Below are 15,154 nucleotides of genomic sequence, written 5' to 3' on the forward strand. Positions count from 1 at the left end.
GCTCCCCTCCTTCTCAAACATCTGACAACAACATCAATGGCTTGCGCAATGTCACCGCTTCAATTGCCCGGTTGATCGCATGTGGCAATCCTCTACCTACCAGCTGTCCCGCTCGGCTCCAATGCGTAAAGGACAACAAGCATCGTTCTACACAAGAGATGCGGTTACTTCGGTCTCCTCTGTTTCAATAAGATTGCTGCGGACGAGCCACCCGAAGACGGGATTTGGTTTAACATGGGATTCGGAATTGGATTTGGGGATAGACGACAAGGAATGTTCCTCCTGTCGATGTAAGGCTTGCCGCAGGGTTCTCCAGCCGGCCAGCAGGAAGTCGACCGTACCTCCTGATTTGGCAACTGAGCTGCCTTTGACGAAGCCTATGTTTAAGGGGTATTGATACACTCTATGTACGATTTGCTTATTCCCCCACAGCCCTGGTGTGGATAAGTAAAGATTCGACTGCGGGGTAGTGAGCTTTTCCTGACGATTAAATTTAACGAGGGTACTGCATGAGACTCAAGGAATGCTCCGTATGGCACGAACGGTACTGCCCTTGGATTGCCGGAGAATTCCATGCTGATTGACGTTACCGCAGGTAGCATGAGGAGAAAGCGCTACCTTAACATCAAGTCCGCACGCCCTCCGGAATGCACTTTCATGCCTCTTGCCGGGGGCGGCCCATCGGCTTGGCCAAGCTTAGGTCGTTACTAACATATCCTTGGTCTCCTGAGAGATCACCTGCTGCATACTGGACTTGATAATGGCGCAGCCGGCGGTCAGATGCTCCATCGAGACGGTCAGCGGAGGCATGATCTTCAGTACACAGTCTCCTCTGCCGGCTCTTTCAATGATGAGCCCGTTCTCGAAGCTGATATCCGTCACCCGCTTCGCCCCGGCTTCATCCATGAACCCCGAGACGTCAATGCCCCAGATCAGGCCGAGTCCGCGGATGGCGATGGATGGATGCAGAGGCTTGATTTCTTGATCAAGGAACGAGCGCACATACTCTTCCTTCTGCTTCACCTGAGCTTCCAGTTCGGTTCTGTCCCGGAACTCGAGAGCAGCCTTTGCGGCCACAAAAGCCAGCTGGTTGCCGCGGAAGGTGCCGTTGTGCTCGCCCGGCGTCCAGATATCCAGTTCAGGCTTCAGCAGCAGCAGGGACATTGGCAGGCCGTACCCGCTGATCGACTTCGATAGGGTAATGAGATCCGGCTCGATCCCCGCACGTTCGAAGGAGAAGAATTCGCCTGTCCGGCCGCACCCTACTTGAATCTCGTCTGTAATGAGCAGAATATCGTGCCTGCGGCAAAGCTGCTGCAGCTCGCGTAGCCACTGCGCGTCGACAACGTGAATTCCGCCTTCGGCTTGTACCGTTTCAAGCAGGATTGCGGCCGGCTTCTCGATTCCGGAGTGCGAATCAGTCAGGATATTCTCGATATAGCCGAGCGTATCCATTTCTGCGAAAGCCCCGCTCGGATGCGGCATGAACGTAACTCCGTCCAGAGGAAGCCCCGCCCCTGCTCTCATGGACTTGGAGCTTGTCGCCGACAGACTGCCGAGCGACATGCCGTGGAAGCCACCCATGAATGCGAATATTCCACTTCTCTTCTTCGCCTTGCGTGCGAGCTTCAGGGCCGCTTCCACCGCATTCGTCCCTGTTGGGCCGCAGAATTGAAGCTTGTAATTCAGCTTCTTCGGCTCCAGGATCCGCTCCGAGAAGCTCTGGATGAATTCACGCTTGGCCATTGTATACATATCCAGACCGTGCATAATCCGGTCGGAGGTCAAGTAATCGAGAACCCGGTCTTTAATATAATCGTTGTTATGGCCGTAATTCAGTGCCCCGGCACCTGCAAAGAAATCAATATATGCTCTTCCGTCCTCAGAATATAAAAGGTCTCCCTTGGCCCGGTCGAATACCACCGGAAAGCTTCTGCAGTAAGATCTTACGTTGGATTCCAGCTTTTCAAAAATGCTCACTCACTTCATCCTCCATCGGAATTGGGATAAGGTTGGCCCATCTTTCTGAACCTTCCTTTCTGAACCTTCTGACGTCATGGAGCAACATATTCTAGGCTGTCATTTTCACAATTGTTGGTCCCCGCATGCCGGCTTGTTGGTTAGCCAGTATACTGGTCTCTCGCACACAACTTGGATGGGTATAAAAAACCCTACAATTCCATTTATTAGAATAATAGGGAATAAGACCTAGGTTGAATTATATCAAAATTTACAAGAATGTATAGTGATATTTTTGTTAAATATAGTCATTATATTGTTAAATTTGGTTCATAAAACATAATGTGTTAACATTTTTCGTTTAAAAAAGTGAATGTAAAAGAAACATTGTGAATGATTTGATATCAATCTAGGAATTCGACGAGTGTTGACATCCATCCATTTTAAAGGTAAATTTGGTATATACTACCTTTAAATATTCTTTGCCGGTGTTCCGATTCCTTGCACTTTGTAATAACTTAACATGATTACCTGACCAATTTCTGAAAGCCTGGCTGGAAACTGGACGCAGCGTCCGCACGGATGGCAGCCGACATAGTTTTGTATCACGCCTTCTGCTCTGCGCCTCTGTTAGGTAATTATATTCTGCTCCTCCTCATCAAACCGTTTGTGAGGTTTTCCCTTATACGCTTTCCGATATCCTTCACTCATTTACATACAGATTACAAACGCGAACGGACAATGATTTCGCTTCGCGTAATAAGCACCTTCATCGAGCGAATTGTTGCTTCTTGGCATACCATTTTGTGAGTTGTTGAAAGATGTACCAGTCATGTTTAGTCATGTGCAGTCATCTTTCTTTATTGTTCAGATGATCTTTTAGTGGTGGATTTTCGTTCAATGAATGACCGCAATTTACAATGCACAAACACAAAAAAGATGGTTCTAATATTCAGAACCACCCTCCTGAAACATCAAAAAAGTCCTGATGACTTAGAGTCATCAGGACCATTATTTTGTTCATACTGTATTAGTTTACTGAATCTATTGATCAACCCGTTATCCATGTCATTTGGCAATAGTTCGTGTAGTTCCATACTTTTGTTAGTGGTTCTACACTTATTTATCACTAGACAATAAAGTAATTAATACAGAATCCCTTACCTTACTCAACCGTTACACTTTTCGCCAGGTTACGTGGTTTATCCACATCATGACCCAGTGCAAGGGAAGCATAGTATGCCAGCAATTGCAGCGCAACTACAGACAAAGCAGGGCTAAGCAGTGGTAGTGTCTTAGGAATCGCAAACGCTTGGTCTACGGATTTCAGCAATGGTGCTACGTGCTCTTCGTACGTAATTGCCAATACATCTGCGCCACGTGCTTTTACTTCCTTAATGTTGCTCACTGTTTTCTCAAGTACGTTCTCCTGCGTTGCCAGGGCAATAACAGGGATACCATCTTCGATCAATGCAAGCGTACCATGTTTCAACTCACCCGCAGCATACGCCTCAGAGTGAATATAAGAGATTTCTTTCAGTTTCAACGATCCTTCTTGAGCTACTGCATAGTCAAGACCACGACCGATGAAAAAGAGATGTTCATGTTTGGAGATTTGCTCTGCATATCCTTTGATTGCTTCCGCTTGCTCCAACATGGATTCCACTTGTTCAGGCAATGCTTGCATCGCTGCCAGCGTGTGTGCAATCTCTTCTGCAGATTGAGTACCACGAACTTGTGCAAGGTACAGACCAAGCAAGTTGAAAGCAATCAACTGCGAAGTATACGCTTTGGTAGAAGCTACTGCAATTTCAGGACCTGCCAATGTTGCGATAACATCATCTGCATCACGTGCAATGGAGCTGCCCACTACGTTTGTGATTGCCAGTACATGTGCACCATTGGATTGTGCTTCACGCAAAGCAGCAAGTGTATCGGCAGTTTCACCGGATTGGCTCACTACGATTACAAGTGTATCTTTGTGCACGATTGGGGAACGGTAACGGTACTCGGAAGCCACATCTGTTTCAACCGGAATACGTACCAATTGCTCAATCACTGTACGTCCAACCAGACCTGCATGGTACGCTGTACCACATGCAATGATTTGAACGTTACGGATATTTTTAATTTGTTCTTCAGTCATTTTCAACTCAGGAAGTTGAACTTTTTTGCCTTCATTATCGATGCGACCCAGCATTGTATCACGATATGCTTTTGGTTGCTCATGAATTTCTTTCAGCATGAAGTGCTCAAATCCGCCTTTTTCTGCGGTTACAGCATCCCAATCGACACGAATCATTTCCCGAGAAATAAAGTTGCCTTCAATCGTCATCAATTCGACAGCATCATGTGTCAACACAGCCATTTCACCATCATTCAGAATGTACACGTTACGTGTATGTTCCAGAATTGCAGGGATGTCGGAACCAATGAAGTTCTCGCCTTCACCAATACCAATAATCAATGGGCTTGCTTGACGCACAGCTACGAGTTTCTCAGGCTCATGCTCTGTCAATACACCCAGTGCAAATGCGCCACGCAACAACGTGATCACTTTTTGTACTGTTTTGACGATATCACCATTATATTCACGTGCGATCAGGTGAGAGATAACCTCAGTATCTGTCTCGGAAGTGAACGTGTGACCTTGAGCCATCAATTCGTCCTTCAGATCCAGATAGTTCTCAATAATACCATTATGCACAACAGAGAACTTCTGGCTTCCATCCGTGTGTGGATGAGAGTTCTCATCCGATGGTTTACCATGAGTTGCCCAACGTGTATGTCCGATTCCGGCATTACCTACCAGTGGTGCACCATCCAGCTTGGCTTCAAGGTTCGCAAGACGACCGAGAGCTTTTGTGATTTGCAGACCTTCCGGTGTGAATACCGCGATACCTGCAGAATCATAACCACGATACTCAAGTTTCTTCAATCCTTCGACCAATACCGATTGAGTGTTCTTATTACCAATATATCCAACAATACCGCACATAATTTATTTCCTCCGTTTGTATATGAATACTGTGTCACGAAGAGAAACAGGCAGAGGCGGCATATCGGAAAAATGAGTGATTGCCTAGCGTTTCATGAATACTTGGTACTTATTCAATTATCAATGATCAGAGCGACCTCTTGTCGCCCCGCTGTCATCATAAGCTGTTATGAATGCAATCATGAATGTACATCATTTTCCCGTCCGCGTACTGTTTACGCTCTTCACGCACATTCATTTGAATTTTAGTTTAACTCTTGCACCTGCACCGGCGCGTTGTGTGGACAGTCACCTATCCATTTTCCGCAATCCGGTTTACGGCTCTGGTGCTTCACCGGGAGGTCCCCGCCGAACAATCCGAACACCTCCACCTCGTCAGCTTGATTGCCGTTGATCTTAATCAGCCGTTCTTCAACCTAGAAGAAATCCTGATCAACATCATCCCGCGCAACTCCAAGCTCTGGCGCTTGTATAACTTTAACCTTACGTTCCTCACTTTCTGTGTCTGAATGACGACTCCACTCATTATATGCACGTCAGGTCCATTTTGCAATGGAGCAAAGTACCTGTGACAATTTTAGCATATTTACCTACAATCCCGACCGGATAAACGGACCTATGGTCTCATCAGGCCGGGAAGCAGGAATATCCATGCATAAGTCCTAAATCATGTTATATTAAGCCTCGTTCTACACAACAATCCCCTTAAGAAAACCGTATGCAGAAGGTATCTCTTACATCTTCCAGTCCTATACCAGCTCTTTTTGCACTACATCTGCGATTTGAGACACAAAATGTTCAAGTTCGTCTTTGTCTGGTCCTTCCGCCATAACACGGATCAGAGATTCAGTACCTGAAGCACGAACGAGTACACGTCCATTATCGCCGAGTTGTTGTTCAACTGTAGCGATAGCTTGCTCGATTGCAGCATTACCCTCGTATTTGCTCTTATCTTCAACACGCACATTCACCAATACTTGTGGGTACTGGGTCATGAGCGCTTTTAGTTCACTCAGTTTTTTACCGGAAGCCTTGAGCGTATCCACGAGTTGAATCGCAGTCAGCATACCGTCTCCAGTTGTATTGTAATCCAGGAAAATAACATGGCCAGATTGTTCTCCACCCAAGTTGTAACCGCCGCGACGCATTTCCTCCATCACATAACGATCACCTACTGCCGTTTTAGCTGTTTTCAGTGCAAGTTTCTCCGTTGCTTTGTAGAATCCGATGTTACTCATAACCGTTGATACAACGGTACTGTCCTTCAACTTGCCTGCACGATTCATCGCATCTCCACAGATACACAGAATGAAGTCTCCATCCACCTCAGCGCCTGTCTCATCAATAGCAATCAGTCGATCTGCATCCCCGTCAAAAGCAAGGCCCAGATCCGCTTTATGTTTGAGCACTTCTTGTTTCAGGTTCTCTGGATGAGTTGATCCGCATTGCTCATTAATATTCAGGCCGTTAGGCTCAGCGCCAATGGCAATGACTTCTGCACCTAGTTCACTGAACAATTTCGGTGCCAGTTCATAAGCTGCTCCGTTTGCACAGTCCAAAACAATTTTAAGTCCAGAGAACGATTCATTTACAGTCGTTTTCAGGAAATCAAGGTAACGATAACGGGATTCTTCATCTGTCGTTACAGTACCCAGCCCGCCACCAACTGGCCGTGGCAATTGATCTGTCTTCGCATCCATCAGTTCTTCAATCCGGTTCTCTGTTTCATCAGACAGCTTGAAGCCATCTCCACCAAAGAACTTGATTCCGTTATCCTCAACCGGATTGTGGGAAGCCGAGATCATCACGCCGGCGTCAGCTTTCAACAAACGTGCAATATACGCCACTCCCGGAGTGGATACCACGCCCAGACGGATCACATCAGCGCCAATGGACAACAGACCTGCAACCAGTGCGGATTCCAACATCAATCCCGAGATACGAGTATCCATGCCGATAACCACTTTTGGTCTTTCCACACCACCTGCAAGCACGTAACCACCACAACGTCCAATGCTGTAAGCCAGCTCTGCCGTTAACTCTTTATTGGCAACCCCTCTTACACCGTCTGTACCAAAATATTTCCCCATGATTTAACTCCTTCTATTCGCATCATATACGAGCACTATTATTATTTTTTGAGAATTTTAAAATTAGAACGTTTACGGATTAGCGCCACTTTTACTGCCAGTACCGCTGTTATTATTATTATTTAAATTACCTCGACTGCTTGTGCTCCCCTGTTGGCCCTGATCCTGAGTATCCGTATTCGATTCCGTTTCTTCTTCATCAGGAACAGGCTCTGTTTCCCCATTTTCAACCTCGGCTGGTGTTGGGTCAGGTACTACCGTTCCCTCGTCTGTCGGTTCTTCGCCAGGAGTGGTCGTAGTCTCTTCAGCCTTTTCGCTAATTTTGACCGTCGCACTCAATGCAGTGGATGATTCATCCAGTTTGGCATAACGGGGCAGGTCGGCTTCAAGCTTGATCTCATGCGTTCCGACCGCAAGTCCAGCAAGATCCCCGGTTAACGTGAGATCATCACTACTCAGACCCTCAAGCATACTTGCTGAGCCTGTAAGTGTGAGGTTCAGACCCCCGCTTCGAGGCGTAACCAGCGTCCCTTCCAGTCCATTCCCCGCACCGGTAAGTGTGATGGGGACGTTCGGAAAGACTTTGGTTGTCTCCTCTGCCTCGTCAAATGGTGATATGGTTACCTTGATCTGAATCGAACTAGGCTCGATTTTCTCAAAACCGGAAGGCGGCGTCAAGTCCACGTTAACTGTCGATGTACCCGACTGATCAAACTGTGTAAGATCAAGGGTTACTTGGTCGTAGGACTGTATACCCGCAAGCGCATCCTCTGATCCATAAACCGAGACTTCTTTCACGCTTGGCTCTACCGTGGAGAGTACCAGGCCTTCCGGAAGCTGTCCCGAATATTTGATTCTTAAGGGTACAGATGTATAGGGCTGATTGACCGGAACTCGTACTTCAACTGTTTGAGGCGTTATAATCGCATTTTCAAGGACCTTGCCCTCAGCATCGTATGCTTGAAGTTTCACTTTTTTCTGTATGACATCTTCCTTGGCATCTTTCACGCTCACACTGCCCTGGACCTTCGCTACAGCCTCGAGTTGCCCTTCGGGCAGAGTTACCTTAACCGGCGTCGAAGGTTCAGTTACGGGCGTTCCAGCACTGTATCCGGCCGATGGTTGCCCTTCGGGTACAATATTCACATTGAAGGATTTGGTGCCCAATTTTTCTACATTCACCGTAACCATGGAAGGTTCCATGCTGACTACTTCTACTCCGGAAGGCAAATCAGGTACAAGTGGCAGTGTATTGGACCCATCTTTCACCTGACTCAGATCAACCAGTACCTTGTAATCGTCATTTGTAAAAATCGATGTTAGCATCGAGCGCTGTCCTTTGATCTCCAGTCGGACCTCATCCGTACTTAATGAAGTAAGCACATAGCTGTTACTGTCTAATCCATAAGGTTGAACAGGCACCGTACGTTCCACAACCTTGTTGGTCGTCCCTGTTGTAATCGTAGGGGTGGTTGGTACTTCATCCAGATGAATCATGAACCAGAGCAGCAGGCTCACCGCAAGCGCAAGTATTTTGGCAAAGTTATTATTGTTAAACCACTTATCCATTGTTACGTCCTCCCTTCCGTTTCCAGAAGGTTGTCCAGCCATTCTTTTTCAGATTGGATGTAGGGCGCAACTCCTCATACAGTTTGGCAATCAGCGATTCTTCCTTAATATCACGAACGACCTGTCCATTCATTGCCAGTGACACTTGTCCTGTCTCCTCGGAGACAACCAGACAGATCGCATCTGCAACTTCGGTAATCCCGATTGCTGCACGGTGACGTGTTCCCAATTCCTTACTGATAAAAGGATTCTCTGATAATGGCAAATAACAAGCTGCCGCCGAAATCTGTTTTCCCTGTATAATAACGGCTCCATCATGGAGCGGTGTATTTGGAATAAAGATGTTAATCATCAGCTCCGAGCTGACCAGAGAGTGCATCTTAATGCCCGATTCCGTGTAATCGTTCAGACCCGTTTCACGTTCAAATACGACCAAAGCGCCAATTTTACGCCGTGACAAATAATTAACTGACTTGATAATCTCACCAATTAACACCGTTAATTCTTCATCACTCGCTGCCGCTGAACGTCCAAACAGCTTACCTCGTCCCAATTGCTCCAGACCACGACGCAGTTCAGGCTGAAAGATAATGAATACCGCAACAACACCAAACGTAAACATCTGGTTCATTAACCATTTGAGCGTATACAGGTTTAACCACGTACTTAATGCCCAGATCAATACAAGGAACAGAATCCCTTTTAGGAGCTGAACCGCACGTGTCCCCCGCACAAGCAAAATCAGTTTGTACATAATATAGGTAACGATCAATATATCGATAACGTCCTTAATGGACTCTGTCCACGTTAAGTCAGCAAAATAATTCATAAGCCAGCCCCCGCTATCCCCATTGATGAGTAAACCCTGATCTCATATTAACCCATTAGGATTTTATATAATCCTTTGTCTCCGCATTTTTGCATCATTTGATTTGTGCAAAATGCTTATCTATATGTAGTAGTATGTTCTCTTTAGTATCTAGGTTATAACGTTAACGTTCAGGTTGCAAGTTACGGCAGTCTCAAACTGCACATAAACATCACATTTACCATGAATTACAAAGTTTGCGTATAAAAAAAGAGTACCCCATGCAATCTGGAGGTACCCTGCTTGGTATATACCATTGAAGATTTTACCCTGTTCTAGCGATAAGCCACTTCATTTACCATATTGGTTATTTTGTACCAGAACCAGTCCAGCGCCTGATCAATACTTTTCACCTGACCTGAAATATGCGCCGTTGAAGCCTGAAACAGTTGTCCGTCGATAACCGTCAGATTGCCGTTCACATCACCATATACTTGTGCGGTTCCATTTTCTATCGTAAGATCGCCAGCAATTGACTTACCTTCAGGAACAATAACCGTGTTACCCTGAATCACGATCTGGTCCAGATTATTTCCCTTAACAACCATTTCGTTATTCTGATTCCAGAAATTCAAGGCGCTAAAGAGCATCACGACCAAAAAGAAGGCTGCCGCCGTCAGCGCGGGATGTCCTTTGACCCATTTGAGCCATGCTTGCTGTCTCTTGGGCTGGGGCAGAGCATTCATAATTCGATTGGTCAGCTCATCAGAGGCAGACGGTGAATAGTGTTTCATGGCAAAGAGTAACATTTCCGTCTGTTCCAACTCTTTAAAGCGCATGCGACAATCCGGACAGATCACAAGGTGACTTTTCAATTCAACCTTCTGGGCCGGGGACAACGACTCATCCAAACATTCATGCATTAAAGAGACGGCCGAGTTGCAATCCATATGAGAGCCAATCCTTTCTTAAATCACTTAGTCCATGTGCCATTAAAAAGCACGCATAAGACTTGCATACATTACATACGCATCCGTTTCGGATATGTTTCAAATAATTTCGCCCATATTTAAAGGCGTTTAATATTTATAACTTATACTCCAATTTTTTACGTAGAAAATCACGGCCCCGATGAACGCGTGTCTTGATCGTTGTTACGGGCATACCTGTCACGTCACTGATTTCCTGTAGCGACAAGTCCTGTAAATATCTCAGAATCATAACGGACTTATACTTGGCTGGCAAACTGTCAATGGCCTCACGAATGAGTGTCTGCGTTTCTGACAGGAGTGCTTCACTCTCCGGTGTACGATCATCACTCGGGAGCATCGCATAACCATCAGATCCTTCCTGGTCATTCAGTTCAGCATCCAAAGAGTATGAAGGTTTCTTTCTGCGCAGTCGGTCAATACACAGATTCGTTGCGATCCGGTAGATCCAGGTTGAGAACTTCTGGTTCGGATCGTACTTCTCCATATTACGAAACACACGCAAAAACGTCTCCTGCACAACGTCTTCAGCTTCATGACGATTGTTCAGCATCCGGTATGCCAAATGAAATAGCTTGTCCTTATATAGTTCAACGATTTCTGCGAAGGCTCTCTGGTCGCCCTTGAGCACCAGTTTCACAAGCCTGTTCTCCAAATTGTCCACCCTTATTCCCCCAGACATGCTGATGGGTCTTCCGTCTTCTGATACCCGTCCACACTTGTAATTCACCAATCAAATCGTAAATCAACTTTGGTCAAAAATCAAGACTGTATGACAAATATCCGCCAAAAACAGTAAAAACGGGAACTCCCGCAGGAGTCCCGTTTCATCTCTCACTCCGTAGAGCAGAGAATGGAGCTTTTATTCAACAAAGTAATGGGTACTTTGTTATATATAATTATTCAAAATGCAGCAGTTCAATCATCAACCTGTGTTACGGAGTCCTGCAGCAATGCCATTGATTGTCAGCAACACTTCTCTGAGCAGTTCCGTATCATCCTCACCACGTTCACGCATATCTCTGAGCTCGCTCAGAAGTTGAACCTGCATGTAGGACAACGGATCTACATAAGGGTTACGAAGACGAATGGATTCTTGAATAACCGGTACATCATCCAGAATTTCAGCTTCTCCGGTAATTTTAAGAATCAGCTCTTTTGTGAGCTTGAATTCGGCTTCGATCTGACCGTAGATGCGATCACGGGCTTCTTTGTTCGAAGTCATGGCTGAATATTCTTTAGCAATCACCAGATCTGCCTTGGCTACGGCCATCTGTACCGTATCAATTAATGTACGGAAGAATGGGAAGCTTGCATACATTTCTTTCAGGACAACCAGATTTTCCTCTTTATCCTGATAGTAACTTTGCAATCCTGTTCCTGCCGCATACCATGCCGGAAGCAGATAACGGCTTTGCGTCCATGCAAATACCCAAGGAATTGCTCTCAGATCTTCGAACTTGTCGCTACCTTTCCGCTTGGACGGACGTGAACCAATATTCAGTTCACCCACCTCTGGAAGCGGTGTGGATTCCTTGAAGAAGGTAAAGAAGTCCGGATCACGGAAAATCAGATCCTGATATTTCGTCAGGGATACTTCCGAAATCTCTTTGATGATGCTGTCCCAATGACGTTCGGATGCTGACTCTTGCGGCTCAAGCCCATTCAGTGCTGCTGTGATTAGAGCCGAAGTTGCCTGCTCCAGACTGCGGTATGCAATCCCCTGTAGAGAATAACGGGAAGAAATAACCTCTCCCTGCTCCGTAATCTTGATGCCCCCACCAATGGTATGCGGTGGTTGAGCAAGAATACTGCGGTTAAGCGGCATGCCGCCACGTCCAAGAGCCCCACCACGTCCATGGAAGAACTTCAGCTTAACGCCGTGTTCATTCCCTACAGCCGTAATAGCATTCATCGCTACACGCAGTTCCCAGTTGGCAGTAACCACGCCGCCATCCTTGTTACTGTCTGAATAACCAAGCATGATTTCATGAAGTTCATTCCGTCCTTTTACGCTTGCGCGGTATACAGGAAGGTTGAACAGCTTCTGCATAATGTCCGAAGCCGCATGTAGATCATCAATCGTTTCAAACAGTGGTACCGCTTGAAGTGTAGATACAACGTCACCGTTGTGACCTTTGGTGAATAAGCCCACTTCCTTGGCAAATACCATAACCTCCAGCAAGTCACTTGCGCCCTGCGTCATACTGATCAGGTAACTTGTGATACAGCCGGTCCCAAATTCGTTCTGGGCACGCTTAATGGTACGGAAGACATCCAGACACTCTTTGGTTCCCTCCGTGTATTGGTGATAAGGAGAAGTAAGAGGACGCGGATCATCCAGCAAACGAGCAAGCAGATCGATTTTACCGTCTTCAGTTAGACGCGCATAATCTTCTACAATGTTCATTTTCGCCAAAATCTCCGACATCGCATTTTCATGTTCCTGACTGTGCTGACGCACATCCAATGCTGCGGTATGGAAACCAAACAACTCGACTTGACGAATCATTTTGCGAATAGTTGTATCCGCTACGTAATCGGCAAAATGATGGCGCAGACTTCGATCAATAATCATCAGATCATCAATCAAATCCTGAGCACTATGATAACGGTCAGCCTGACCTAATTTGTTCTCATCCAGTACATTGTTCAACTTAGCAATCATATAGGCCAATTTGATGCGATATGGCTCTTTTTCATTTCGCCACATATCCACTTTTTTCAACGTTACACAACTACGGTCCTGCTCAATAGACTGCACCAGCTCATCCGATACGTGGATGATGTTCGTGCTGAAGCTGAGATGGCCCATAAGTTCAATCATAATCCGTTGGTATTCACGCAAAGCGAGCTTGCGTTGCATCAACAACGTCTGCCATGTTACATCTGAAGTTACCGAAGGATTTCCATCCCGGTCTCCACCGATCCAGGAACCGAACCGCAAATACGTCGGCACATGCCAGTCATGGTCAGGATAAAATTTGTTCAGGCAGCGTTCCAGCTCCTGATATACATCCGGAAGTACATGGAACAACGTTTCATGAAAGTAATACATCCCGTTCCGCACTTCATCGAGTACAGTCGGTTTGCGGTCGCGGAGTTCATCTGTCTGCCAAAGTGTAATAACCTCATTCAGCAGTTTCTCACGCAACTGTTCACGTTCACGCAACGTCAGCGTAGGATTATCAAGTAGCATGACATCTTCGGATATCCGTTTATGGATGTCCAGAATAACCCGGCGCATGGCTTCAGTTGGGTGAGCTGTCATAACGAGTTCCAACGACAAATCGTCGAGAATCTCTTCCACCTCTGTATGAGACAGTCCACGTTCCTTAAGATCCTGTACTGCTTTCTCAATCGATCCTGGCTGCACAGCGTCCCCAGCAGAACGTTCATAATCCCGTTTACGCCGGATCCGATGGTTTTGTTCAGCAATATTAACTAATTGAAAATAAATAGCGAAAGCCCGAATAACCTGGTGACGATTGTCCGAGTCTAATTCCTGGATCATCGTTTTGAACTCTGCATAGAGTTCTGGCAGAAATTCTGCACGCAACGATTTGCTCGTTTCCCGAATCTTCTCAACGATATCTAGAAGCTCCGTGCCGCCTTGATGGACAAGAACTTCTCCGAGTATATTGCCCAGGAACCGCACGTCTCGCCGAAGCAGGTTGTTGGATTGGCTTTTGCTGGCGGTTACCATAGTTTCAGTCATGCTTATCCTCCCATCTGATCGTTCCATTCGTACACGTAAATTTGACACCTTCATAACATCATACAATAAAATGGTACGAAAATCTTTATTTTTCTATTAGAAAAAATGGGGATTATCCCCGATTTACAGCACAAAAACACGCTTTTTTATTCATTTTCTTGTTCTGCTTCAATTAATGGTCATATACTGTCGCATGATACCTTTTTCACGTACTTTAGATAAATCAAAAGTCTCATACCTATTCTTAAAAACTCATAAATATACAGTTCTTTTAGATATGATCCCATGTACCTGATATTAAGGTTAAACTGCATAATTTCATTATTTGAGAACAGATGATATACAAAGAAACATGACCGGCAAAGCAAGCTTTTGTATACTTTACCACAGTGACGCAATAAATTAAAGATGTAATTATAAATTTCCTCCCACGACAAGTCTGCTTATTAGGGGAGGTTCTTATGTATGTACCTACCTACTGTAAACTTAGGGATATCTTAACAGACCATTTCTACATAATGTTCTTAGCTTTTTGGGCAGATTAATCTGTAGCTCTTACTAAAAAGGAGGAATCCAAATGATGAAAAAAGGTACAACAATTATTGCTTCCGTGCTTCTGGTGGCCGCGATGGCCGGCCCTGCTGCTGCTGATGGTCAAATGTCCAAAGGAATGGATACCAACACTAATGGATCACGTGTCCGGTCATATCAGGACACCAACTACATGGATCGCACAAACACTAATTCCAACATGAATATGAACATGGATGGAAACTACCGCAACAATGGTGACTATCGTACCAACAGTGTTCGTGCTAACGCCACAACAACCAACCGTGACAACGGCATGGATTGGGGCTGGCTTGGTTTGCTAGGGTTGCTTGGATTAGCGGGCATGCGTAAAAGAGTGACGGATCACAACGAACGTTAAATTGTACTCACGTCACTATACAATAGCTGCTATGTCTTAGAAGCAGCTCATCCACAGAGATAAACAGAAGAGCCAAGACCCCTTCAACATTG

10 protein-coding genes are annotated in these 15,154 nt (G+C 45.8%); 1 reads left to right on the forward strand and 9 read right to left on the reverse strand.

Going from position 1 to position 15,154, the window contains the following annotated elements:
• Positions 1 to 13: 13 nt before the first annotated feature.
• The 9 genes from MHB85_RS27225 to ppc form a co-directional block, all read right to left on the reverse strand.
• The gene (locus MHB85_RS27225; RefSeq protein WP_274599299.1) at positions 14 to 136 is read right to left on the reverse strand and encodes a hypothetical protein; all 123 of its coding nucleotides are present in this window, start codon (positions 134 to 136) and stop codon (positions 14 to 16) included.
• A 560-nt stretch (positions 137 to 696) separates the two neighbouring features.
• Positions 697 to 1,980, reverse strand: a complete 1,284-nt coding sequence (gene ectB / locus MHB85_RS27230; protein ID WP_192135687.1) for a diaminobutyrate--2-oxoglutarate transaminase — start codon at positions 1,978 to 1,980, stop codon at positions 697 to 699.
• A gap of 1,144 nt (positions 1,981 to 3,124) precedes the next feature.
• The gene (gene glmS, locus MHB85_RS27235; RefSeq protein ID WP_076217241.1) at positions 3,125 to 4,957 is read right to left on the reverse strand and encodes a glutamine--fructose-6-phosphate transaminase (isomerizing); all 1,833 of its coding nucleotides are present in this window, start codon (positions 4,955 to 4,957) and stop codon (positions 3,125 to 3,127) included.
• Between the two features lie 749 nt (positions 4,958 to 5,706).
• On the reverse strand, positions 5,707 to 7,047 hold the full coding sequence (glmM, locus tag MHB85_RS27240) for a phosphoglucosamine mutase (protein WP_192135686.1): 1,341 nt from the start codon (positions 7,045 to 7,047) through the stop codon (positions 5,707 to 5,709).
• 72 nt (positions 7,048 to 7,119) lie between these two features.
• Complete coding sequence (locus MHB85_RS27245) at positions 7,120 to 8,616, reverse strand: CdaR family protein (protein ID WP_341074000.1); 1,497 nt, start codon at positions 8,614 to 8,616, stop codon at positions 7,120 to 7,122.
• Positions 8,609 to 9,445 carry a diadenylate cyclase CdaA gene (gene cdaA / locus MHB85_RS27250; protein WP_017692119.1) on the reverse strand — a complete coding sequence of 279 codons (837 nt, stop codon included), beginning with the start codon at positions 9,443 to 9,445 and terminating at the stop codon, positions 8,609 to 8,611. The genes MHB85_RS27245 and cdaA overlap by 8 nt, the downstream gene beginning before the upstream one ends.
• Before the next feature lie 314 nt (positions 9,446 to 9,759).
• Positions 9,760 to 10,374, reverse strand: coding sequence for a zf-HC2 domain-containing protein (locus MHB85_RS27255; protein ID WP_036614042.1), 615 nt, complete (start codon positions 10,372 to 10,374; stop codon positions 9,760 to 9,762).
• A 136-nt stretch (positions 10,375 to 10,510) separates the two neighbouring features.
• Positions 10,511 to 11,077, reverse strand: a complete 567-nt coding sequence (gene sigW, locus MHB85_RS27260; protein WP_017692117.1) for an RNA polymerase sigma factor SigW — start codon at positions 11,075 to 11,077, stop codon at positions 10,511 to 10,513.
• 261 nt (positions 11,078 to 11,338) lie between these two features.
• Positions 11,339 to 14,131: a phosphoenolpyruvate carboxylase gene (gene ppc, locus MHB85_RS27265; protein ID WP_192135684.1), complete on the reverse strand. Its 2,793-nt coding sequence runs from the start codon at positions 14,129 to 14,131 to the stop codon at positions 11,339 to 11,341.
• Between the two features lie 577 nt (positions 14,132 to 14,708).
• Here ppc and MHB85_RS27270 point away from each other — a divergent pair.
• Positions 14,709 to 15,062: a WGxxGxxG family protein gene (locus MHB85_RS27270; RefSeq protein ID WP_091019107.1), complete on the forward strand. Its 354-nt coding sequence runs from the start codon at positions 14,709 to 14,711 to the stop codon at positions 15,060 to 15,062.
• Positions 15,063 to 15,154: the final 92 nt, after the last annotated feature.

It is taken from the genome of Paenibacillus sp. FSL K6-4396, from assembly GCF_038002525.1.
Taxonomy (GTDB): Bacteria; Bacillota; Bacilli; order Paenibacillales; family Paenibacillaceae; genus Paenibacillus; species Paenibacillus amylolyticus_B.

What these genes read in the sequence shown, in the direction of transcription:
- glmS (WP_076217241.1), bottom strand. Translation starts at nt 4,957, where the DNA reads ATGTGCGGTATTGTTGGATATATTGGTAATAAGAACACTCAATCGGTA.
- glmM (WP_192135686.1), bottom strand. Translation starts at nt 7,047, where the DNA reads ATGGGGAAATATTTTGGTACAGACGGTGTAAGAGGGGTTGCCAATAAA.
- MHB85_RS27245 (WP_341074000.1), bottom strand. Translation starts at nt 8,616, where the DNA reads ATGGATAAGTGGTTTAACAATAATAACTTTGCCAAAATACTTGCGCTT.
- cdaA (WP_017692119.1), bottom strand. Translation starts at nt 9,445, where the DNA reads ATGAATTATTTTGCTGACTTAACGTGGACAGAGTCCATTAAGGACGTT.
- MHB85_RS27255 (WP_036614042.1), bottom strand. Translation starts at nt 10,374, where the DNA reads ATGGATTGCAACTCGGCCGTCTCTTTAATGCATGAATGTTTGGATGAG.
- ppc (WP_192135684.1), bottom strand. Translation starts at nt 14,131, where the DNA reads ATGACTGAAACTATGGTAACCGCCAGCAAAAGCCAATCCAACAACCTG.
- MHB85_RS27270 (WP_091019107.1), top strand. Translation starts at nt 14,709, where the DNA reads ATGATGAAAAAAGGTACAACAATTATTGCTTCCGTGCTTCTGGTGGCC.